The 24483-nt window shown below is 44.2% G+C and carries 17 protein-coding genes, 4 tRNA genes and 1 pseudogene; 7 read left to right on the forward strand and 15 right to left on the reverse strand.

The features are described 5' to 3' along the window. The 6 genes and pseudogenes from VXQ11_RS10805 to VXQ11_RS10830 form a co-directional block, all read right to left on the reverse strand. A tRNA-Val gene (locus VXQ11_RS10805) sits at positions 1-76 on the reverse strand. Positions 77-97: 21 nt separating this feature from the next. After that, positions 98-174 (reverse strand) — tRNA-Asp (locus VXQ11_RS10810). A gap of 48 nt (positions 175-222) precedes the next feature. Further along, positions 223-299, reverse strand: a tRNA-Asp gene (locus VXQ11_RS10815). A 28-nt stretch (positions 300-327) separates the two neighbouring features. Further along, positions 328-403 (reverse strand) — tRNA-Val (locus VXQ11_RS10820). 494 nt (positions 404-897) lie between these two features. Next, complete coding sequence (elsL, locus tag VXQ11_RS10825; RefSeq protein ID WP_064096404.1) at positions 898-1431, reverse strand: cell wall-recycling L,D-carboxypeptidase ElsL; 534 nt, start codon at positions 1429-1431, stop codon at positions 898-900. 140 nt (positions 1432-1571) lie between these two features. Beyond that, positions 1572-1925 (reverse strand): annotated as a pseudogene (locus VXQ11_RS10830) (YbaN family protein); the annotation flags it as partial. 87 nt (positions 1926-2012) lie between these two features. Here VXQ11_RS10830 and VXQ11_RS10835 point away from each other — a divergent pair. The 3 genes from VXQ11_RS10835 to dapE all read left to right on the forward strand — a co-directional run bounded on the left by VXQ11_RS10835 (position 2013) and on the right by dapE (position 4412). Continuing rightward, positions 2013-2888 carry a DUF1853 family protein gene (locus VXQ11_RS10835; protein ID WP_416706025.1) on the forward strand — a complete coding sequence of 292 codons (876 nt, stop codon included), beginning with the start codon at positions 2013-2015 and terminating at the stop codon, positions 2886-2888. Positions 2889-3003: 115 nt separating this feature from the next. Further along, positions 3004-3153, forward strand: a complete 150-nt coding sequence (locus VXQ11_RS10840) for an entericidin A/B family lipoprotein (protein ID WP_064096407.1) — start codon at positions 3004-3006, stop codon at positions 3151-3153. 122 nt (positions 3154-3275) lie between these two features. Continuing rightward, the gene (dapE, locus tag VXQ11_RS10845; RefSeq protein ID WP_416706026.1) at positions 3276-4412 is read left to right on the forward strand and encodes a succinyl-diaminopimelate desuccinylase; all 1137 of its coding nucleotides are present in this window, start codon (positions 3276-3278) and stop codon (positions 4410-4412) included. A gap of 63 nt (positions 4413-4475) precedes the next feature. Here the strand turns inward: dapE and VXQ11_RS10850 are convergent, their stop codons facing one another. The 6 genes from VXQ11_RS10850 to pilG form a co-directional block, all read right to left on the reverse strand. Beyond that, a complete protein-coding gene (locus VXQ11_RS10850; protein ID WP_416681362.1) occupies positions 4476-4934 on the reverse strand; it encodes a hypothetical protein in 459 nt (152 codons plus the stop codon). 3 nt (positions 4935-4937) lie between these two features. Then, a complete protein-coding gene (locus VXQ11_RS10855; RefSeq protein ID WP_416681359.1) occupies positions 4938-9395 on the reverse strand; it encodes an Hpt domain-containing protein in 4458 nt (1485 codons plus the stop codon). Between the two features lie 168 nt (positions 9396-9563). Further along, positions 9564-11636 (reverse strand): methyl-accepting chemotaxis protein, encoded by a 2073-nt coding sequence (locus tag VXQ11_RS10860; RefSeq protein WP_064096411.1) that lies wholly within the window; start codon positions 11634-11636, stop codon positions 9564-9566. Positions 11637-11682: 46 nt separating this feature from the next. Then, positions 11683-12219 carry a chemotaxis protein CheW gene (locus tag VXQ11_RS10865; RefSeq protein ID WP_064102470.1) on the reverse strand — a complete coding sequence of 179 codons (537 nt, stop codon included), beginning with the start codon at positions 12217-12219 and terminating at the stop codon, positions 11683-11685. A 5-nt stretch (positions 12220-12224) separates the two neighbouring features. Beyond that, a complete protein-coding gene (locus VXQ11_RS10870; RefSeq protein WP_064096413.1) occupies positions 12225-12593 on the reverse strand; it encodes a response regulator in 369 nt (122 codons plus the stop codon). A 27-nt stretch (positions 12594-12620) separates the two neighbouring features. Then, positions 12621-13004: a twitching motility response regulator PilG gene (gene pilG, locus VXQ11_RS10875; RefSeq protein WP_064096414.1), complete on the reverse strand. Its 384-nt coding sequence runs from the start codon at positions 13002-13004 to the stop codon at positions 12621-12623. A 286-nt stretch (positions 13005-13290) separates the two neighbouring features. On the opposite strand from pilG, the gene VXQ11_RS10880 reads away from it, so the two are divergent. From VXQ11_RS10880 to VXQ11_RS10895, 4 genes are all read left to right on the forward strand, one after another. Continuing rightward, positions 13291-13938 carry a hypothetical protein gene (locus VXQ11_RS10880; RefSeq protein ID WP_416706027.1) on the forward strand — a complete coding sequence of 216 codons (648 nt, stop codon included), beginning with the start codon at positions 13291-13293 and terminating at the stop codon, positions 13936-13938. 51 nt (positions 13939-13989) lie between these two features. After that, on the forward strand, positions 13990-15117 hold the full coding sequence (locus VXQ11_RS10885) for an efflux RND transporter periplasmic adaptor subunit (protein ID WP_416706028.1): 1128 nt from the start codon (positions 13990-13992) through the stop codon (positions 15115-15117). Between the two features lie 24 nt (positions 15118-15141). After that, entirely contained in the window at positions 15142-18249 is a 3108-nt protein-coding gene (locus VXQ11_RS10890) for an efflux RND transporter permease subunit (RefSeq protein ID WP_064102472.1), read from the forward strand. 96 nt (positions 18250-18345) lie between these two features. Then, positions 18346-20064, forward strand: a complete 1719-nt coding sequence (locus VXQ11_RS10895; RefSeq protein ID WP_416706029.1) for a proline--tRNA ligase — start codon at positions 18346-18348, stop codon at positions 20062-20064. A 58-nt stretch (positions 20065-20122) separates the two neighbouring features. Here VXQ11_RS10895 and VXQ11_RS10900 read toward each other — a convergent pair whose 3' ends face one another. From VXQ11_RS10900 to VXQ11_RS10910, 3 genes are read right to left on the reverse strand one after another with little or no spacing between them, the layout of a single operon-like run. Then, entirely contained in the window at positions 20123-21418 is a 1296-nt protein-coding gene (locus VXQ11_RS10900; RefSeq protein ID WP_416706030.1) for a hypothetical protein, read from the reverse strand. Positions 21419-21439: 21 nt separating this feature from the next. Next, positions 21440-23725 (reverse strand): hypothetical protein, encoded by a 2286-nt coding sequence (locus VXQ11_RS10905; protein ID WP_064102475.1) that lies wholly within the window; start codon positions 23723-23725, stop codon positions 21440-21442. A 33-nt stretch (positions 23726-23758) separates the two neighbouring features. Then, the gene (locus VXQ11_RS10910) at positions 23759-24481 is read right to left on the reverse strand and encodes a hypothetical protein (RefSeq protein ID WP_416706031.1); all 723 of its coding nucleotides are present in this window, start codon (positions 24479-24481) and stop codon (positions 23759-23761) included. Between the last annotated feature and the right edge of the window lie 2 nt (positions 24482-24483).

Below are 24483 nucleotides of genomic sequence, written 5' to 3' on the forward strand. Positions count from 1 at the left end.
TGGTGGGCGCTGACGGGATCGAACCGCCGACATTCTGCTTGTAAGGCAGACGCTCTACCAACTGAGCTAAGCGCCCTCAAAAGGTCTATCGTATAAATGGCGCAGCGGACGGGACTCGAACCCGCGACCCCCGGCGTGACAGGCCGGTATTCTAACCAACTGAACTACCGCTGCACTTACACAATGTCGCTAATGTGGCAAACGAAAATCAAGATCTTAAAGTGGCGCAGCGGACGGGGCTCGAACCCGCGACCCCCGGCGTGACAGGCCGGTATTCTAACCAACTGAACTACCGCTGCAACTATAAGGTCTCAACGTGAAAGAGCTTGGTGGGCGCTGACGGGATCGAACCGCCGACATTCTGCTTGTAAGGCAGACGCTCTACCAACTGAGCTAAGCGCCCTTTCTAAACGTCTATCATCGTTTGATGGGTGCATTATAGAGAATCTGCACAGCCTGTCAAACGCTTTTCGGAATGTTTTCCACTTTTTAGGTGTGAGTGATTAAAAAATAGGTTGTTTGTTAAAAAAAACAACACTTTTTGTTTATTTTTTAAGTCTCTACCGAAATTTTTTAATTTTCAAAATGAAAGTTGAAGCAAAATTTTGTGTCTTACCCTGCGAAGTTTCAGTCTTAGCGATGCCATGTGCTGCGATTCTGATTAAGGATTATACAAAGCTTTAAAATACTCGACGTTGTGTTCATGTAATCTTTCAGCTGTCATTTATTTTTATTCAGAACATGACAGAAAACCTAATCTGCAACTCATGATTTAATCCGTTTCATGCGAGGAAAATACCAGCTGGGTCAGATTGATGAATTTCTTCTGCTGTCTCAAACAAGCAGATTCAACCCATAAAAATAAAATCATTTTCACATGATCTTAAAATCTACATTTTATTCGCTCTTCGAAAAATCCAGCAAATTTAGATCCAATGGCTGCTCTGAAATATAAACCAGTGCATCCTCACTGATCAGGTCAAATAGTTCAGCGATCTCTGGATTACGCATGCGGATACAGCCATGCGACAGTGGCTCCCCCATCTTTTCAGTTTCTGGAGTGCCATGAATATAGATATATCGTTGATAGGTATCACAGCCCGGGCCTTGATTAAAACCAGCTTCAAGGCCACTCAGCCATAAAATGCGTGTCAGAATCCAGTCCCGCTGCGGGAATTCTGCCGCCAATTCGGCATTATAAATTTCACCTGTCGCCTGACGTGCCACAAATACACTATTTAAGGGAGCATCCTGACCAAATTTTTCGGCGACCTTGTGCCAGCCACGAGGAGTCTGGCCACTGTTTTCAGTTTCGCCAATTCCATTTTTACCCGTAGAGATCAGATATTGCCTGTCTAGACGTGGCAGATACAGTTTTTGTTGAGCAAGGTCAATCAGGATGTCGGCTTGATCCAGCTGTAAGTTATTCATGACTTGTTATTCTCTGACTCTACTTTCTTTAATTCTGCTTTGTTTGACTTTTCTGGATTTAACTGGCTCTCTGCAGACTGCGCTGCCGGCATATCTGTCTTTTCTAGGTCGACTGCATTTTGCTGAATGATGACCGGATTGGGTTCAGGGCGTCGCCATAACCAGATCGCGACAATGAGCATGGTAATATCAGTAAATGCTTTGACTGCCAACGGCGCCGTGGTAAACAGCATGATAATTCCACTGATCAGCATCATAATACTGGCTAACCATTTGGCCTTACGCGGCACAGTACCATGGGCACGCCAATCTCTTAAGGTCGGGCCATATTTAGGATGATTCAATAACCAGGCATCCATTTGTGGCCAGCCTTTGGATGAGGCCCAGGCGGCCAGAATCAAAAAGACCGTTGTTGGCATACCCGGCAGGATTGCACCGATAAAGCCCAGGATCACAAACAGCACCACCAGACTTCGCCAAAACAACACTTTCATACATCAACCCTAACCGCAGAATTCAGGTAGTATAAAGCGTTTTCCGATACTGTCCGTTGTATTTCTGCACTTTTCACAGGTTGTACTATGCCCTTTTCCAGTTTAAACCAAAATCTTGTAGAAGTATGGCAACGTTATCAACATCCTCTGGTGCGTCAGTTGGCATTCGCTGTCGGCAGTCCGAATATCTTGTCCGGTATTCCGGATAAACTTGAGCTTATGCATCACTTTGAACTGCATGACAGCCAGACCTGGCAGCACTATCTCAGCCGTTACCATCCACGTTTAGAGTTTCTTGATCAGCATCCAGAAGAATTAATCAAATTTGTGCAGCAACTGAAAAGTACACGTTTAGGGCTGCGCTTTGAAATGCTGATCTGGTTCTGGTTACTGGATGATGCCTATCATCCGTATCAGCTGCTTGCTCATAGTCTGCAAAAGATTGAAGGTGCAAAAACCCTGGGGGAGCTGGATTTCCTGTTATTAAATACTGATACAGGACAGATTGAACATTGGGAAGTGGCATTGAAATATTATCTGGCCGAAGCAGATTTTAGCCTGCCACATTGGTATGGCCTGAACCGTACCGATACCCTGATCAGAAAAATGAAACATTTCACACAAAAACAATTCCAGTTTGATGAGGCTTTGCAGTATTCCATTCAAAGACGATATTGCATCCTGAAAGGACAGTTATATCTACCTGCACATCGTGCTGACCAGCCGATTCCTGCGTGGATCAATACCGAACGTCGGCTGGGTTTATGGGGACAGTATATTCCTGCAGCCCAGCACGGTTTCTACCGTCTGCAACGACATGAATGGATTTATCCGCAAGCCCAGCCAAGCAGTTTAACTGCTACCTGGTGGACGGATGGTCTCTATAAAAAAGTCGATCACAATGACTTTTATATGTATCGCAAACCGGTGCTGATCCAGCATCCATCGCATAAGTCTCTATAAAGCATTACATTTATTAACCGAAGCACTATGAAAACCACATATTTTTTAGATCATATATTTTCTACTCTTAGTCCCACATCATAATAAATTTATTATTGATTATACGGAGATGATGATGAAAAAAATTCTTGCTGCTTCATTAATGATGGCTTTTGTATTGACTGGCTGTAACACCGTAAAAGGCATGGGCAAAGATGTGTCTAAAGCGGGGAATGCAGTAACCAACACTGCTGAAAAAACTTCTGATGAAATTCGTCAAAACTAGTTTTTTCCTGATCGTTCACAGAACCCTATCTTAGATAGGGTTTTTTTTATCTCATTCATTCACATTCAAGCTCATATTCGCCTATCATAGGGCCGAGAAAATTATCGACTGTTGAAAACTGCATGAGCTCTTCCGCTACCCTCGATTTAAGTCTGCAACTATTACGCCAGCCTTCCGTTACCCCTATCGATCATGACTGCCAAAATATTATGGCTGAACGTCTAAAGAAGGTTGGTTTCAATATTGAATCCATGCGTTTTGAAGATGTAGATAACATCTGGGCACGCAAAGGTACAGAAGGCCCGGTATTCTGTTTTGCTGGCCATACCGATGTCGTTCCAACAGGGAATCTTGATGCCTGGAACTCAGATCCATTTTTACCTGAGATCCGTGATGGCAAGCTTTATGGTCGTGGCAGTGCCGACATGAAGACCGCTTTGGCAGCTATGGTGGTTGCAACAGAACGTTTTGTAGAAAAACATCCAGACCATAAAGGCTCGATTGCCTACCTGATCACTTCAGATGAAGAAGGTCCGTCGATTAATGGTACGGTGAAAGTGATTGAAACACTCGAAGCGCGTAATGAAAAAATCACCTGGTGTCTGGTTGGTGAGCCGTCTAGTACCAATACGTTGGGTGATATTGTCAAAAATGGCCGTCGTGGTTCGTTAAATGCCAATCTCACAGTCAAAGGCAAACAGGGTCATGTGGCCTATCCCCATCTGGCGGTAAATCCGATTCATACTGCCTCTAAAGCGATTGCCGAGTTATGTGACACAGTCTGGGATCATGGCAATGAATATTTCCCGGCAACCTCTTTCCAGATTTCCAATATCAATGCAGGTACAGGCGCAACCAATGTTGTTCCCGGTACCATGAACCTATTGTGCAACTGGCGCTATTCAACCGAAGTGACTGCCGAAGAACTCAAATCACGTACCCTGGAAATTCTGGATCGTCATGGTGTGGAATATGATGTTTCCTGGACTTTGTCGGGATTGCCTTTCCTGACTCCTGTCGGCGAACTGGTGAATGCAGCTAAAAATGCCATTCTGAATGTAACAGGCACTGCAACCGAACTATCCACTTCAGGTGGTACTTCTGATGGCCGCTTTATTGCACCTACCGGTGCACAAGTACTGGAACTTGGCGTATTAAATGCTACGATCCACCAGATCAATGAGCATGTCGATATTGCCGACCTAGAGCCACTGGCTGAAATTTATGAGCAGATCCTGATCAACTTACTTGCGAATTAAATAAATAGATAACGTAATAAAAAAGGAACTCTATAGAGTTCCTTTTTTAGTTGATGCTTTTAGTTACAGTCCGATTGAAGCCTGAATATGGGTCATATTGGGAATATGGAACAGCCGCTCATCCATGCGTACATATTGAAAGATGGCAGGATCATTTACCTGCTGATCGACATCGACTACTTCGGAAATACGAATCCGAATAGTGTTCGGCATTTCATTGCACATCAGGGCAAAGCGCTGATTGATTTCATCGCCCTCAATCACCAATGCCACCCCATTTTGACGTAACGGATCATTCACTGCATAGACCGGCAACTGTGCCTCATGCCATTCCACGGTCTTGACCTGAGTATTGCTATCCAGGGCTGACAGAACAATGTTTTGTGGCAACAGCATCGGTTCTTTACCATGACAGTCAATAATATAGGCATCAATAAATCCGGTCGAAACCGTAATCAGATGCTGAAGTTCCTGCTGGCTAATCTGATCAGCCAGTTTGCCGCTTGAATTGGTCTGACTCATGTATTACCCCTGTTTTTCAGCAATCAGTTGTTGAATATTGGCCAGCAGTTCCGCTTCCTGGAACGGTTTACCCATATAGTGCGTTACGCCCAGGCTAAATGCACGTTCACGATGTTTCTCACCGGTACGTGAGGTAATCATGATAATCGGCAAGTCACGGTGAATATCATGGTGACGGACCAGATTGGTCACTTCAAAACCGTCCATGCGCGGCATTTCGATATCCAGCAACATCAGATCCGGTCTGACGTTTTCAAGCTGCTCGATCGCATCCACACCATCTTTGGCAGTGACAATATCATAGCCTTGACGTTCAAGCAGACGCGACGTTACCTTACGTACAGTCACCGAGTCATCGACAATCATTACCAGACGGCGTGCATTGGAATAACGTGATCCATCACGCTGATCATGCAGCTGTTTGACACGCTGTGTCGCCTGAATCTGACGGGCAATATTCTGTCCATCAAGAATCAGACAAACCTGACCATCACCCAGAATCGTAGCACCCGCCACTACACCGATAGTGGCAAACTGATGTCCAATCGGTTTCACTACAATTTGCGCTCGTGAACCGACCAGCTGATCGACCAGCAAGGCAATGGTTTGACCACTATTACCTTTGATCAACAGCACCGGCAATGAATGTCCAACATTATTCAGACGTGGAATCGGCTGGTTACCCACAAATTCAGATAAATAACGCAGCTTATATTTTTCGCCATCGATCTTGAAATAGTCGTCGTTACTGTTGAAGTACGTTTCCAATGTGATCGGCGCAATACGCACAATTCGGTCAATCTGAGCCAGAGAAATCGCGTATTGCTGATCGCCTACTTTCACCATCAAGGCATCGCTGACTGCTACGGTAGTCGGTACACGAATGGTAAAGATAGTGCCTTGGCCCAGTTGTGAACTGACCGACACATGACCACCCAACAATTTGATTTCACTTTGTACTACGTCCAGACCGACTCCACGACCGGAAATCTGGGTCACTGCTTTCGCGGTACTGAATCCCGGATGGAAAATAAACTGTAACAGCTCTTCCGAATCCAGTGTCTGGTCTTCTTTGATCAGGCCTTGACTTAAGGCCTTCTCACGAATTTTCTCTGCATCAATCCCCTTACCATCATCACTAAAGGACACGATCACATCGGTTCCCTGACGGCTGATATTCAAGACAATCGAACCGACTTCCGGCTTGTTCAGTGCGATACGATCTGCAGTATCTTCCAGACCGTGATCAATTGCATTACGCAGCATATGCTCGAATGGGGTGACCAGACGCTCCAGAATATTCCGGTCCAGTTCACCTTCGGTATTTTGCACGATCAGTTCTGCAGGACGGTTCAAGGTGGTCGAGGTTTGACGCACGATACGCTGTAAACGCGGCAGCATCCGGTCAAACGGAACCAGACGGGTACGCATCAGGCTTTCCTGAATTTCGGCCTGAATACGGGATTGTTGTAATAACAGCCCTTCAGTTTCGCGAATTTTGTCGGCTAAGGTACTCTTGAAGTCGACCAAATCCGATGCAGATTCTGCCAGTGATTTAGACAGCTGGTTGAGCGACGAATACTGGTCCATTTCCAGCGGGTCAAAGTCAGCATAGCGCGAATTCTCTGAACCATGTTTGGCAATAATCTGTGATTCCAGCTCTCCTTCCATTCGACGCAACTGATCGGCAAGACGCTTGATCGCCAGTTCCATTTCGTTCAGTGTATTGCCAAGCTGGCCCAGATCCATCTCGATACGTGAACGGTTAATCGAGTTCTCACCAGACAGGTCAATCATCTTCTCGACCAGATCGGCAGAGATACGGATCATCTCGTTATTGGTATCGCTGGCTCCACTATCCGCCCATTCACCCATCATGTGTGGTGGTTCAGTACCGTCGCCTTCAACAAAGCCAAAGTCGCTGACCACCAGATTGTCTGTTTTCGCCAGACGCTCAGGCAATTGTGCCGTGACATCCACAAAGGCGATCTTTTTCAGACTGCTGTGCAGCTGCTCAAAACCGCTATAGTCGCGCTGGAAAATCGCCTGTCTTAACCAGGTCAGGGTTTTCTGCAACAGACCATCATAGGCATTCGAGTTAAACTGATAGACGGCAAACTGCTCGAAAGACGTTTCCAGCTCATAGGCAACGCTGGCCACTTCTTCAACATCTACCATACGTGCGCCACCCTTGATACTGTGGGCAGCACGCTGTAATTGCAGCAATAAACTACGGTCACTACGCTGGTCAAACCATTGATTGAGCAGCTTCTCGGCATTTACCAGAATTTCTTCGGCTTCTTCGAGGAAAGATTCTTCTACAATGGATTTCAGTTCATCTTCTTCAGAACGTTCCACTGAACTATCATTAATTGCATCAGCAGAAGGTTGCGAAATTGCCGGTAATTCTTCAGTTTCAGCCAGATCAGCAACTGGTTGCTCCGTCGTTGCTGATTCTGCCAGTTGCGGTTCAGAAATTGCTGTAGCTTCAATCTCTTCCACTTCAATTGCAGCAGCTGCGCTTTCAACAGCAGTCCCAGCCTGTCCAGAAACTAGCGACTGAATATTCTGCAGAATTGAAATCGCTTCCGTTGCAGGATAGTCAATGCCTTCATCACGAATGGATTGAATCCGGTCCGAAACGTTGTCCTGTACCAGACGGATAACCTGGATTAAAGCAGGGGTCACGGCAATTTGCTGGCGGATTACACGTTCATAAATGCTTTCCAGTTCATGCGCAATCAAGCCGATATGTGAAGCTGAGATCATGTTTGCACCACCTTTTAAGGTATGCAAATGACGCATCAGGTTATTCAGCGAAGCTGTATCATCCTGCTTTTTGCTCCAGGTATTCAGGTCTTCATCAATGCCTGCAAGCAATTCATCCGCTTCTTCCAGGAAGATACTTAATAATTCTTCATCAAAATCACGGTTGGTTTCAGCACTTTGCTGCTGCTGACGATCCAAAGCAATACGCTGGCTCAAGCCTGCAAAATCGACACTGCCTGTTGCCACAGGTTCGGCTGCCTGGGTAACTTCTGTCGTTACCTGAACATGCTGAATTGCATGATCTTCAGCAGGTATTTCAAGATCCTGCTGCACAAATGCAGACAATTCACTGAGTATTTTTTGAATTTCTTCATTCAGAATGACACGCTGCCCTGCGGCCAGGGTATCAAACAAATGAATAAACTCTTGATGCGCCTGTGCAAACAGCTCATAGGCATAATTGCTCTTCAATAACACTGGCTTTTCAAGCAATGCATCATAAGCCGATTTCAGATCACTGGTAAATTCATGAATGCCCTGGGCTGCCCGGCTCTCTGTATGGGCCAGCAATTCTGCAGCCTGCTGACTGAGTGCCTGAATATATTCCGGATAATCAACCTGGGCGCGTTTATCAAATTCAAACTCGGCATCCAACAACAGATCAATATCCAGTTCAACCAGTTTGGACACCAGACCCTGGGTCTGAATGCTATTTTCAGTAACGGCAAAGCCATAATCATGCCAGACACGTTCAAAGGTCGCATAAACCGTATCCAGTTTTGCGATATTGCCCTGACGTAGCAGGTGCAGATAGTCACTCACGAACTCCGCATACTGAATCAGTAAAGCAGTTTCTTTTGAAGTAGAAGCAATTTCATCCTGTAGCAAAGTTTTGAACAGATGTTCCACCTTGGAGCTGGCTTCAAAAATCTGCTCAATCTGCGCCATGGATGAACTGCCGCGCAGGGTATGAATCGCACGGATCAGGGCATTATAATCTTGTGATTTTTCATCTTCAGTACGAAGGAAAGTCGCAATCGTATCCAGATGCTCTTCTGCTTCTTCAATAAAGATTGCCACTGTCTCTTCAATATCACTGCGAACAGGGATTTCTACTTGAGCTAGAGCTGGCTCAGCTGCACCTAACCCATTGTCTGCATTATCTGCAAATTCAAGACCTGTTATTTGACCTTCTGCAGTTAAATGATCTGCCAATATCAATAATTCCTGCAGCGCAGGTTCAGGTGTAATTTGTTGTTGTAATTGTTGCCCCAACAGCACCATTGGGCGCAGATCGAGATCAAGCGGCTGGACTTGTTTGAATTTCGGATATAAAGCATATTGATAGATATTCAATACTGCTTGAGCAAATTTCTGCACGGTCGGTGTCAGTGGAATTGAACCCGACAAAACCCGATTCAGGGTATCTTCCACCGCCCAGGCCATCTCTCCTGCCGATTTGGCACCGACCATACGGCCTGAACCTTTCAAGGTATGAAAATGGCGACGAATAGTCTTCAGATTTTCTTGATGATCTGGATGACTTAACCATTCTGGAAATAAAGCATTTAACTCAACGAAGATTTCTTCAATTTCTTCAACAAAAATTTCAAGAATTTCTGCATCTTGGTCAAGATAACTATCTTCAGGAAGCGTTGTCGTTTCAACTAAATTTTTTAATATTTCTTTCATAGCTCATGCTTCTTACGTTATGCCGCCAAGAAGGGCGCTCAAACTTAATTGTGACCGTCACGCGATACCTAACGTATGAAGTTAAGTACATCTTGTCGAGGCTTTATCTGTATTTCTTGAACGTGTCTCAACCGCAGTCAAGACACATTTCCCCCATCATTTCTGACTTTATTCAGGCAGTTTAAAGTCAGCTACAGATTCACGTAATGCATCGGCCATGTTTGCCAGTTCAGATACCGAACGCGCTGTATCGAAAGTCGCACTGGTGGTTTGCGAGGTAATTTCCTGTACGACATTCATCGTGGTCGCAATATGACCCGCAGAAGCCGACTGCAGTTTCGCAGCATCAGAAATGTTCGCAATCAGTTTTGCCAGGTTATTCGATACCGTTTGAATCTCATCCAGTGCCACACCGGCATCTTTAGACAGGTTCGCACCACGTACAACCTCAGCCGTGGTTTGTTCCATCGAGATTACGGCTTCGTTCGTATCCGTCTGAATGGTTTTTACCAGACCTTCAATCTGCTTGGTTGCAGAGGCAGAACGTTCCGCAAGACGCTGTACTTCATCGGCAACGACCGCGAAACCACGACCTGCTTCACCCGCCATCGAGGCCTGAATCGCTGCGTTTAATGCCAGGATGTTGGTCTGGTCGGCAATATCGTTAATCAGGGCTACGATGTTACCAATTTCCTGAGAAGATTCACCCAGACGTTTAATACGTTTTGAAGTTTCCTGAATCTGTTCACGAATCGTGTCCATACCCTCAATCGAGCGATGTACAACATCAGCACCATTCGCAGCAATTTGTACTGAACGCTCTGCTACCACCGCTGATTCATCGGCGTTGGCAGATACCTGGTCAATCGACATCGCCATTTCGTTAATCGCTGCAGAAGCACCGGCAATTTCTTGTGCCTGATGTTCCGATGCTTCGGCTAACTGGTTGGTAATGCTTTGTGTGGTCGCGGTATATTGCGCAACTTCTTGTGAAGTTTCAGTAATACGCGATACCAGGTCACGTAACTGGTCGATCGCAAAGTTAATCGAGTCGGCAATCGCACCGGTAAAGTCTTCAGATACCGTTGCATATGAACGCAAGTCACCATCTGCAAGGTCGGCGATCTCATCGAGTAAACGTAAAATCGCATTCTGGTTACGGTCGTATTCTTCTTGTAAACGGCCTACACGCTGCTTATCTGACAAGCCACGCAGAGAAAGTAACTTGAATACACACAGCAAGAAACCGACTAATAATGCAATCAGCAGGACAGCTGGAACTACCGTTTTAAGACCTGAGTTACCTGATAATTTATTCAGGTTGTCTAAAAGCACATCAGACTGGGAAAAAATTGATGCAGCGGCTTGACGAACTTTTACGATCTGTGCAGAGTTTTTAAGAATAATTGCTGATGCAGATTCCAGTACGTCATCATATTCAGCCTTGATTCCTTCCAGAGATTCACGCAGGGTTGGATCATCAATACGCTGTACACCCAGTTCAGCAGAACCATTTAACTGAGCGTTTAAATATGAGCCGAAAGTTTCGGTATCGGCACTGAAGTCATCTGCAGATTCACGTGAACCATCAGTACCTGTCAGTACTAGACTGATCGAACGCAAGATACGTTCCGCAATAAATACCTGGTTTTTGGCAATAACAACCTGGTTCGACGGCATGTCTTGACGTGCCATCTGGTCAACCATCAAGTTATATTCAGCCTGAATCCCCGGAATTGCCTCACCAATCGCGATGTTGGTATCGTATAACTGGTTAATAATCTTTTGTTGCGAGGTAATCAGATCAATACTGCTGGAAACTTCTGTCCACTGTTTATCAACCGCCTGCAACGCATCATTATTGGAGTGAATACTTTTAACTGTCTCAAGATTTTCAGCAAAGGCTTTTTGCGAGTCAGTCAGGTTTTTCATAGCTTCTGGCGTACCGGACGCGGTCGCCTCAGTCGCCTGGCGCGAAATGGTTTGCGAGAGGAGACGCAGGTCACCCAGACTCTGAGTGAGTTCGTTGGTACGTGGTACACTATAAAAAAGATACAATAAAGTGATCAGTGCGGCTAAAAGACAGCCTGCTGCTCCATAGATCAGCGGTTTTGATTTCTCACTATCACCGAAGACACGTGATAACTGATCTATTTGCGTTTGAATCTTAGCTAAAAAAGCATTACCGCCCTTGCGGCCAGTGCTCTCACCTGTATTTTTCTTTTTAAGTTTAAAGCCCATGCAGCCTCTCCCCGGTTGACGCCTTGCTTACTTTCGAGCGCGACATTTAATTTATAAATTTTATAGATGCGTTCATAAATTTTGGATTTTGCAACAGACGACTGAATAAAAACACATGCCACTGCTGGTTGTGCTGATGGAAAAACCCCTGACAATATTCTTGTAAGTTTTTATCCAATTCAGATTTCTTCGAAAAGAAACTTTTCTTATTGAAATGTTGTATACCCAAAACTTGATCTACGACCAAACCCACATACTGGTCATTATGGTTGATGCATAATACTTTTTGAGTCGGTGAAAATTGGCTGCTTTGCCCTGATACATATTGCGTCAGATCAGAAACAGACAACAGTCTTCCCCGGATATTCGCCAAACCCAATACCCAGGCTTGTGTCTTGGGTACCGGCGTATATTTTGGGGGATAAATCACTTCTGATACTTCCCCCAGCGGAGCAACAAAATATTGCCCCATCATCTCAAAAGCAATGCCCGACCATCGGTTAACTTCATTGCCATTGGAAACGTAGTTTTTATTTCCACGTTTCGCAATGCGAAGCAATTCGATAAATCCATTTGCTGCCATAGAGCTTATCCTGCATTGAGGTGCTGCTTAATTACATCTATTAATTGTTTTTCATCGACTGGTTTTGTTAGATAGTCCGCTGCGCCTTGACGCTTGCCCCATACGCGGTCAGTAGCCTGATCCTTGGTACTCACAATCACGATTGGAATGTGTTTGGTTGTTGCCCCACGTGCAATCTGGCGGGTCGCCTGAAAGCCATTCACGCCCGGCATCACTACATCCATCAGAACCAGATCCGGCAGTTCTGCCTGTGCCATGGTGACCCCATCTGCCCCATTAGCTGCTTCAATCACATCAAAGCCATGTTTAGAAAGAATCTCTCTAAAGCGAAAAGTTTCTGTCGGTGAGTCATCCACAATTAGGATACGTGCCATGCCAATTCCCCAAAAAAATCAAATATATTAAGCACTAATATGGTTACGGATTGCAGTTAGCAATTCATCTTTACTAAAAGGTTTGGTCAGGTATTCATCGGAACCCACGACACGACCTTTGGCCTGATCAAATAAGCCATCTTTACTTGATAGCATAATCACAGGAATATTCTGGTAATTCTGAGAGTTTTTGATTAAGGCGCAGGTCTGATAACCATCTAGGCGCGGCATCATAATATCTACAAAAACGATATCCGGATTTGCTTCGGCAATTTTTGATAAAGCCTCAAAACCATCTACCGCAGTAATGACTTCATAACCTTCACGCTGAAGAAGAGTTTCTGCAGTACGACGAATGGTCTTTGAGTCATCAATAACCATAATTTTTAGATTTTGGAATTTATCGTCCATTTGTTTAACCCTTCCCATTTTAGAAACTATATGCCATAAGGCTCATAGGATTATTTTATTACGATCGATAAACATTTTTAACATAAAGTCACTTGCATTATCAATGAACATTTTCTACACAAGTAGACAAAATCATTTATTTTTAACAACAGCTTCACATTTTATTATGGTTATTGGTTTTTTTTTGACTAACGGTAGTTTTTTATTGATAAATTTAAGTCTAATATAACAAGATTATTACTTTAAAATAAGTAATTTAGCCAACTTTAAATTCGGGGAGCCAATGATGAGTCAGTTTTCAACAAAACTTGCTGTCATTGATAAAAATAAAATGACTGGTCAATTCATTGTTGCTGTATTGTTGCTCTTGCAGCTCAGCTTAACTTGTGCGAGCAGTAACCAGCTCCCACAAAAAGCCACTTGGTATCGTTATTACGACAGTAAAGGTGTGGCCAATATCAGCACCAATGTAACGCCCAATCATATCCGTTATGGTTATGAGGCACTTGACCAGAATATGCAGGTCATAAAACGTGCCCGTCCTTATAACGCTGAAGCCGATATCAGACAAGCACCGCAACGTGCTCAACAGGCGCAGCGGATTGCGGAAGACCATAAACTTAAGCGAGCCTATAACAATAGTCAGACTGCCTTGCAAAAAAAGAATGACAGCCTGACCCAGTTAAAAAAGCAGATTGATTTTCAGCAAGAACAAATTAAGCAATTGCAAAAAGATCGGATCATGTTCGTTCGCCAGGAACGGGAATATTTACGTAAAGGTCAAACTCCACCGGCACACCTCAAAACCATGCTGGAAAATAATCAGAAAAATCTCATTTCCCAAAAAGAGAATATTCAATCTTTACAAAGTCGCTATCGAAATCTGGAAGCAGAATACGACAAAATTATCGCCCGTTTAAAAGCACTTGAATAAATGCAAATAGTTGGCCAAGGCTTTGATTCATAGCCAACTAAAAGGACTCATATGCAACCTGCACCGCACTCTCATGATTTAAATATGCTTTCGCCGCGCTCTGTGCTAATCGTGAGTGCACTTTGCTTAAATATGTTTTCAGTGGCTTGCGACAAAAATGAACCTGCAGTGCAAGCCGAAACCCCAAAATCTATTGAAGTCATTTCACAGGATTTAGTTGCGGTTCAATCTGGCAATTCAGTTCAAAAAACCGCATTTACCGGCACCATCCGTGCAGTCAATCAAAGCAGCATACAGGCACAGGTCTCTGCCACTGCTACCAGCGTAAACGCGCAGGTAGGTCAATCAGTTAACAAGGGACAGGTACTGGTACGCCTGAATAACCAGGACAATGCAGCCCGTCTGGCACAAGCACGTGCCAACCTGGTCTCCACTCAAGCGCAAGCCAATCAGGCCCGCAATATGATGCAGCGTAAAAAGCGCCTGCTAGATCAGGGTTTTATTTCAAAAGTAGAATATGAACAAAGTCAGGTGGACTATCAGGCACAGCTGGAAAATGTCCGTGCCCAGCAAGCCAATGTTGATATTGCCCAGAAAGCAGATCGTGATGGCATCATGACCAGCCCGATCAGTGGTGTAATTACCCAGCGCCAGGTTGAGCCTGGCCAGACCGTTGCAATTGGACAAACCCTGTTTGAAATCGTCGATCCGAAACGGCTGGAAATTCAGGCACGCGTACCCAGTGATCTGCAATCAGGTTTAAGGCTGGGCAGTAAAATCGAATACACTATTCAAGGTAATCCAAACCGGCTCACTGCCGTAATTAGCCGGATTTCCCCTATTGCAGATCAGGCCAGTCGCCAGATCGAATTCTTTGCCACGCCAAATGAAACCATTCCCTCGCTAAGTATCGGCTCCTTCGTTGAAGGCAACATTCTGAGTTCACAACAGATTTCCGGACAGCTGATTCCATTGGATACCATTCAGGATATCCAGAACAAACCCTATGTCTGGGTGATTCGCCAGAATAAAATTATCAAGGTCAATGTTCAGGTACTAGAACAGCGTTATAGCGATAACATTGCCGTAGTTCAAGGACTGGAAAATGGTGATCAGGTCAGCCGGGTTAAGTTTAGCGAAGCCGATCTGCAAAAAACTGTCACCCTTCGCGCCAACTAAAGCCATTCATACAGGATCATTGATATGTGGTTTACCCGAATTAGTGTGAAGTATCCGGTTTTCACCATCATGATGATGTTCTGCCTAATGGTGCTGGGGCTGGCTTCATGGCAGCGGATGGGCGTTGAAGAATTCCCTGATGTCGATTTCCCTTTTGTGGTGATCTATACCAATTATCCAGGCGCTTCTCCGGAAACGGTTGAATCGGAAATCACCAAGAAACTCGAAGATCAGATCAATACCATTTCCGGTTTGAAACAGGTGATTTCCCAGTCTAGTGAAGGCCTGTCCATCATCACCACCGAATTTAATCTAGATGTGACCTCTACCACAGCAGCTCAGGACGTGCGGGATAAAATCGCCTCTGTGACTGCTGAATTCCGGGATGAAATTCAGGAACCGATTGTCGAACGTTATGATCCGACAGCAAATGCAGTGATGTCGATTGTATTTGAATCTGACAATATGGACGTAAAAACACTGAGTTCATATCTGGACCAGCGGATTGTGCCACAACTGCGTACAATCCCAGGGGTCGGTACGGTCAATCTGTTAGGTGATGCACAACGCCAGATCCGGATCCAGGTAGAGCCGCAAAAACTGCAAGCTTTTGGTATCGGTGTAGATAGTGTCATTAATACCTTAAAGGCAGAAAATATTGAAGTCCCGGGAGGCACTCTCAAGTCTGGGAATTCGGAACTGGTTATTGAAATCAATTCCAAAGTGCTGCATCCCCTCGCCTTCGGTGATCTGGTCATTGCCAATAAAAACGGCGTACCGATTTTTCTCAGACAAGTGGCCAATATTCAAGACAGTCAGGCAGAGCTGGAATCCGCTGCCTTTTTGAATGGGAAAGCTGCAGTTGCAATTGATATTTTGCGCAGTTCAGATGCAAACGTTATTGAAGTAGTAGACAAGACCTACGCAGCTTTAAAAAATATTGAAGCGCAGCTTCCACAAGGCACTACCTTACAGGTGGTGGTGGACGCCTCCAAAAGTATCCGTGGCACCATTGGCGATGTAGCCCGCACTATTGTGGAGGGTGCAGTACTGGCTGTGCTGATTGTCCTGCTGTTCCTGGGTTCTTTCCGTTCAACCGTAATTACCGGTTTGACTCTGCCGATTGCACTCTTGGGCACGCTGACCTTTATCTGGGCCTTTGGCTTTAGCATCAATATGATGACTTTGCTGGCGCTGTCCTTGAGTATTGGTCTGTTGATCGACGATGCAATTGTGGTGCGTGAAAATATTGTCCGGCATGCCGATATGGGCAAAGATCATGTGACTGCTGCACTCGATGGCACCAAAGAAATTGGACTCGCTGTGCTGGCCACCACACTGACCATTGTTGCCGTATTCCTGCCTGTGGCCTTCATGGGCGGTATTATTGGCCGCTTTTTCTACCAGTTCGGGGTCACGGTAAGTATAGCCGTGCTGATCTCAATGTTTGTCAGCTTTACCTTGGACCCGATGCTCTCTGCACACTGGGCAGAAAAGAAAAAAGATCCGAACAGAAAGCCAGGCCGGATACAACGTTTCTTTAACTGGATTTCCGGCAAGCTGGATAATTTAAGCCATGTTTATGAAAAACTGCTAAAACTGGCACTGCGGTTCAGATTTATCACCCTTCTGATTGCCGTTGCTTCATTATTTGGTGCCTTGGGGTTATCCAAGCTGATTGGTACCGAATTTGTACCAGTTCCGGATAAAGGCGAAATCCGGATCAAGTTTGAAACACCAGTCGATTCATCGCTTGAATATTCACAAGCCAAACTGCAGCAGGTGGATCAGATTATTCGTCAGCATCCGGAGGTCAAAGCCACCTATGGGGTGATTAATGGTGCAACCGACCGCGGTAAAAACCATGTCAGTTTACGGGTGACCGTGACACCGCGTACCGAGCGTGAAAAAACCCTGAATGAGCTGAATAATGAATTCCGTCAGCGTCTGCAATCTGTTGCCGGAATCAGCATTACCTCGGTGGCATCCGCTGATGAAACCGTATCAGGTGGTCAGAAACCGATCATGATTTCGATCAAAGGACCTGATCTGGATGAACTGCAAAAAATTTCCGATCGTTTTATGACGGAAATGGCTAAAATTGATGGCATTGTTGATCTGGAAACTTCATTGAAAGAGCCCAAGCCTACGCTTGGTGTCCAGATCAATCGTGTCCTGGCCAGTGATCTAGGCTTATCGGTGAATCAGATTGCCAATGTGGTCCGTCCACTGATTGCTGGTGATGATGTCACCACCTGGCAGGATGAAAAAGGTGAAACCTATGATGTAAATCTGCGCCTGACCGAAAACCAGCGTAGCTTGCCAAGCGATTTACAGAATATGTATATCACTTCGAATAAAACCACTGCCAGCAATCAACCAATTCTGGTTCCTCTTTCAAGCGTGGCCAAATTTGAAGAAAAGCTCGGCGCTTCGCAGATTAACCGACGTGATCTGGCTCGTGAAGTACTCGTAGAAGCGAATACGTCTGGACGCCCTGCAGGCGACATCGGGGCTGATATCAGCCGCTTGCAAGAAAATTTCGATATGCCACCGGGCTATAGTTTTGACACTCAGGGTTCCAATGCCGATATGGCAGAATCTGCAGGTTATGCCTTGACCGCGATTACCCTATCAATTGTATTTATCTATATTGTACTCGGTTCGCAGTTCAACAGCTTTATTCACCCTGCGGCAATTATGGCTTCATTGCCATTGTCGCTTATTGGGGTATTTCTGGCCTTGTTCCTGTTTAATTCGACCATGAACCTGTTTTCGATTATCGGGATCATCATGCTGATGGGACTAGTGACCAAGAATGCGATTCTGCTAATCGACTTTATCAAGAAAGCCATGGACCGCGGTGAAGACCGTTATGATGCGATTATTGAAGCAGGTAAAACCCGTCTGCGTCCCATTCTGATGACCACCAGTGCCATGGTGATGGGGATGGTTCCGCTGGCCTTGGGACTAGGCGAAGGGGGGGAACAAAGTGCACCCATGGCACACGCCGTGATTGGTGGCGTGATTACCTCTACCCTGCTGACTCTGGTGGTGGTCCCGGTGATCTTTACCTATCTGGATGACTTTAAGAATTTTATGCTGCGTCAGGCATGTAAAATCATGGCATAATTTAATGCAACACAATGAGGTGACATTCCCAAATGCTCACCTCATTTTTTATTGTATAATCCCTGCTTTAACGCTTAATTTTTTAGGACAGTTTCCATGCGCGCGAGTCGCTTTTTATTTGCAACTTTGAGAGAAACCCCGAACGACGCTGAAGTTATTTCGCATCAGCTCATGCTTCGTGCCGGTATGATTCGTAAGTTGGCTTCAGGTTTATACACCTGGTTGCCGATGGGCGTTCGCGTATTAAATAAAGTTGCAGCGATCGTTCGCGAAGAAATGAACAATGCCGGTTCTCTTGAAGTATTGATGCCTGTAACTCAACCGGCATCACTTTGGGAAGAGTCTGGACGTTATATACAGTATGGTCCTGAACTGCTACGTTTCAAAGACCGTCATAACAATGATTTCGTGCTTGGCCCAACACATGAAGAGGTCATTACTGATCTTGCACGTAACGAGTTGAAAAGTTACAAGCAATTGCCTGCCAATTTCTACCAGGTACAAACCAAGTTCCGCGATGAAATCCGTCCGCGTTTTGGTGTAATGCGTTCACGTGAATTCATCATGAAAGATGCCTATTCTTTCCATGCCGATCAGGAATCTTTGCAAGAAACTTACGACAAAATGTACGAAGCCTACTGCAAAATCTTTACCCGCTTAGGTTTAGATTTCCGCCCAGTACAAGCGGACACTGGCTCGATTGGCGGTTCAGGTTCACATGAATTCCATGTCCTGGCTTCAAGCGGTGAAGATGATATCGCGTTTTCGACTGAATCTGACTATGCCGCCAACATTGAAATGGCTGAGGCGGTGCTTGTCGGTGAACGTGCAGCACCCACACAAGAACTCAAACTGGTAGATACGCCAAATCAGAAAACCATTGCTGATGTATCTGCCTTCTTAGGTACAGATCCTGCTCATTCAGTAAAAGCGTTGCTTGTACAAGGTGTTGCGGCTGAAGAAAGTCAAGATGTACCTGTGGTTGCGCTGTTCCTTCGTGGTGATCATGAACTGAATGAAATTAAAGCTGAAAAACATCCTTTAATTGCAGCGCCACTGACTTTTGCAACCGAAGAACAAATTCAGGCTTTAGGTTTAACTGCTGGTTTCGTTGGTCCTCAAGGTCTGGTAGAAAAAGGTTTAACTGTCATTGCGGATCGTGCAGCATCTGTATTGTCTGATTTTGTTGCTGGTGCAAACAAAGCAGATCAACACGCAACTGGCGTAAACTGGGAACGTGATGCACAGTTCACTGAAGTTTATGATCTGCGTAACGTGGTTGAAGGCGACCCTTCTCCAGATGGCAAAGGTACACTTCAGATCAAACGTGGTATTGAAGTGGGTCACATCTTCCAGTTAGGTCAGAAATATTCTGAGGCTTTGGGCTGTAAAGTTCTTGGTAAAGATGGCAAACCATTTACTGTAACCATGGGCTGTTACGGGATTGGTGTGACACGTGTGGTAGCTTCTGCAATCGAGCAAAACTTCGATGAGAAAGGTATTATCTGGCCTGAAGCGATTGCGCCTTTTGAAGTTGCGATTGTGCCAATGAATGCGCATAAGTCACCACGTACCATGGAAGCAGCTGAAGCACTGTATGCAGAATTGACCGCAGCGGGTTATGACGTCATTCTTGATGACCGGGATGAGCGCCCAGGCGTGAAGTTCTCCGATCTTGAAATTACCGGTATTCCACACCGTATTGTAATTGGTGAAAAAGGTCTGGATGCGGGTACGTTTGAGTATAAAGGCCGTCGTGATGCTGAATCTGTAAATATTTCTAAAGAAGAGTTATTAGCGAAAATCGCAAAGTAATTCCTCCTTACCATAAAAAATCCCGCTTCATGCGGGATTTTTTATGGTTATCTCGGCCTCAACAGAATTTATGACCACCAAAGCAGTTCGGCTTAAAATCTTGACCTTGTAATTTTAAATTGTTTAGAGGGAAATCAATTAAAGTCGGGTTTTTAATTTCACTTACATCCAGTGAACCGCCAACAATACAACCACTGATAATGCCTCCACAAATTCGGACATTATTAGTCAAGTCATGGTTAATTCCTGCAATCGTTTGTTGTAAAACCTCATTTGTAATTTGTACTTTATCTGATGGAGAGATACTGCCTAAATCTACCTCATCCTCCATTGCCAGCCACCATCCTTGATTCGCAGCGACTGCTGCACCTGGCCAAAGAATTTTTTGTGATTGTAATGATAAGGATGCCGGGTTATTTAAATATAAAGCATGGATTAAGCCAAGATTTTGATTTACTGTAATATCAGTCTTGAGACCTGTTAAATAGCCCGTAATTTGCTTATCGAGGGTCAGAGCACCATTTAACAACTGCGCTTTTAATGGACCACTGAAATCTATACGCTCCACTGTGCCTGTTCCTTTCAAGACAATTTCCTTCATACGTGTTCCTGAAACAATAGTAGAAGGAATAGCAAATGGGGCTGTTGATTCCTGCAAAGTGAAGGAATAATCATTTGATTTATAATGCAAATCAAGAGGCAAGGTTAAATCCCCTAATTTACCCCTCACAGTACCTTCAATATATTGGCCCGTAGATGCATAGTCCATAACCCGAGAAGCTGTGTTTGCTACACCTGATGCTGCTTTAGTCTTCATATAACCACTAAAACTGTTAATCCCATTAGGTGTATTGCTATTTTCAGCACCCAAAGTCAAAAGACCCTGAATTTTTTCGGCGCTTAGACGAAAGCCTAGGACTTCACGAGTAGATGCCTGATTTGGATTTTTAATCGCAAATTGAAGAAATGGATTGGTGATCAATGCTGAACTACTTGCGCGATCATCGGCAGTATAGTTCGAATTCGCGGGCAGACCACTTAATGCGATATTATCAATATCAATATCACAGCCTGCCGCCCCATTCACGCCACCGCAACCCAGTTGTAGCTTTTTAATATTGGTATTGATCTCCATCTCGGCTTCTAAACCTAATTTATAGAAAGAAATATTGGACTGATCATAGTTATTACCAAGATTATCTATTTGTTTAAAACCTTTTTGTACTTCCATCGAAAGAAGTGCCTGACCCTCTACCGTAGATAATTCTTCATCATTTAAGCTGGTCATTGCAAAACTTTGTTGTGTAATCGCACACATTGCTACAACCAGACTATTTAAAAGTATTTTTTTCATTTTAATGTCCTTATATTCTTATTAGCGTGGCGTAATACCCATCGTGCTACGAATCGTCCCACCAGTCAGCGCAATATTTGCTATGTTTTGCATATTGCCATTGGTGGCCATCGCAAAATTGGTTTTAAATGGTGTCGCAATATTATTTGTATAATTCAGTTTGACCTGATTATCTAAAGTTACTGTATCGGCACTGACACGGACTTTCCCTTTAACACCCAAATGACCTTCCATCCGGTTAAAGTTAATTGAAGAAGTTTTTAATGCACCGGTTGAATCCATATCTTCATTGGCAATACTAAAATAGCTCCCCAGATTATTTTTGTCTGCATTTTCTTCTGCAGTAAGGGGTCTGAATTTAAAGTTTGCATCAAAAGATAAAAAATTAGTATCTGGTGAATCGCTGGTTGGATCCACTCCTGGAATGATGAGGAGCTCGCCATTTCCATCGAGTTTAAAAGCAATATTGGTCAAAACATCATCACGTTTAGAAAAATTATCGTAAGGCACATAGCCCCCGCACTTAGCGACCGATGCATTGGTACAATTGTATTTAGAGCCTGGTAATTGACCAATCGCAAGCTCAGCTTTGGCCCCTATCAGCAGTTTATCGGCACGAATATAAATACCTTCATCTTCATAGCCAATAATACCTTCCGACTTGATCAGGGCATCGATATTCCTAAAACCCGCATAATAGTTAACTGCCTCACCATGATCGCCATTCTTGCCATCAATCAATATAATTGAGGTTGTGCTTGGCAAACCGGTTTTTTTATCAATTCCGTAACCTTCTGTAGATACCATCATGTTATAAGCAATTGCCTGCTTATTGTCTGCTCCATAAGTCGTTCCCGACAAGGCAACATTGGCATTCAAATTATAGATAGGAATACCGATTCCCCAAGAACCTCCGTCCCCACCAATTTCCGCCAAAGAGTTATCTGATATAAAGCGTGCTTTCGCAGCAATGGATTGAAAATCCATTCCACGCACGGCGATAAAGGCAAAATCTTCTCCATTCGCGGTAGTACTGAGTATTTGTTTAAGCACATTACTACTACTGCCTAGCGTCTTTTGCATATTCTCATTGATTATAAAATCGAGATTTTTTGCAGTAATGGTATTTATATATATATTGCCAAAGTCGATATAAGCATTTTTACCATGTAAGGTTCCGTCAGCATTACGTGTAGTCAATGGTCTAATATTAGAAAATTGCACAGCATGACTTCCCTTACCAGTATGCCCAATCTCAAATGTTGTTGGGGCCATAGTGGCTGGACGTCCGGCACTATTAGCACCAGTAAAATCCGCAGATAATCCCAGGTTCAACCCGCCTTCCCCAACCAGGCTACTGTATCCTGTGGCAGTTTTGTCCTGACGCTCCAGTACCCCATTTACTTTATTACTCACATCAAAAGTACCGATCTGGGTTTGATCAGCACTCATGGATAACCTTGCATTGGTCACGGCACCCGAAGCACCTAAACGCATAATATTTTTACGTTCGTTATTTGGCGTGTTATAACGCAAGTCTATATTGACCCCAGGATTGGTCGGATTAACCCGACCAGCTACGAGATCAGTTGTATCTTCAGCACGCTTAAGATCCACATAATGATCTTGATTACCATTTCTCGTAGTGAGCACCACACCTTCAGCCGGGTCAATATACAAATATCCCTGACCCGCGAAATTAAAATTAAAGTCATTTAGAATTAAGCTATTTTCACCCAATTTATGACTAATCGTGGCATTTTTAAGTTGAAAATCGATACTGGCAATTGAGTCTTTATTAAATAAACCGGCACTGGTTTGTAATAGAACACTCAGCGGTGTAGAAGTACTCATTCCCAATACACCTAAGCTTTGATTAGATTGTTCCCCAGCAGTCCGAATACTATTCGCAGATTGGCTACATGGATTAGTGGTACAGGCAACCTTTACCAACTTTAAATCTGCAGTGGCTTGAAATGGGGAAATACTTGCCGCAAGCCGGAGACCAGCTCCCTGTTGTGTGGCACCTACATCTATTTCAAGTTGACTAATAATTGGTTTATTATTTTTTCCAGTAATTTCAAAATTATGTAAACCTAAACCCATTTTAGTACTGGGGTTTAAGTTTGGATCGTACCAATTCACTTGGGCAATAGTGGCTTTAGAAATTTCATGGGTAATGACCATACCGTCTTGTCCAGTCACCTCACTCAACTCCTGCTCTTCGATAATTTCAAGTGCATAACTTTGTTGTATAAGACACATGCATACCGTCAGCAACTTCAACTTTATTGTTGTTTTTTTCATTTCTATATCCTTATGCTGTACTTAGCGTTGTTACTAACAACGACTTTGTGCTCCACCTGTACAGTTATAACCAAATATTTTCAAATTGCCTGACATATGCAGATTTCCATGCACGTTCAACCCCATAAATCCTTTTTCAGCACCTTTATCAAATGAAGGAACATCTTGGGGCGCGGTTGTATAAGTTCCATCAGCATTATAAATACGGCCAGTATAGGTACTATAAACACCTGTATTGGCATAACCTTCTAAGGCGCCAGCACCTGTGCCCGTTTCAATCGAAACCGCATTAAAACCCAAGTTCCTGATTTTTAAAGGCTTATCATCGTAAAAGGTAATTTGCATCGCCGTCTGTGGTTCATTACGGTGATTAATAATGGTTGTACCATCAATTGAAAACTTATCAATCTGAATTGTGCCTTGAATGCCTTTAAAGACTAACCACTTCTTATTTCCATTGGCATCAACATGGTTATTCGGCGCTATTGCCAGACGGCAAAATTGTTTTGTTGCTCCACAAGCGGTGGGATCTAGAACATAAAATACTTCGAGCGGATTACCACTTCCGTTAAGCCGGGAAATTTGAGCCTTACTTAAATCTGTTGCATAGATATGGTTCAAGGATAAAGTCCAGCTAAGGTCAGCTCCACCCTGCCCCACTGTATCGGTTAACTCTTGCTGATCAAGGGTTTCCAATCCGGCAAAACTGATCATAGAAGTACACAATAATGTACAGAATATGGTTAATTTGGACATTT

Origin of the sequence: Acinetobacter sp. 197, from assembly GCF_048148385.1 — a bacterium.
Classification (GTDB): domain Bacteria; phylum Pseudomonadota; class Gammaproteobacteria; order Pseudomonadales; family Moraxellaceae; genus Acinetobacter; species Acinetobacter pecorum.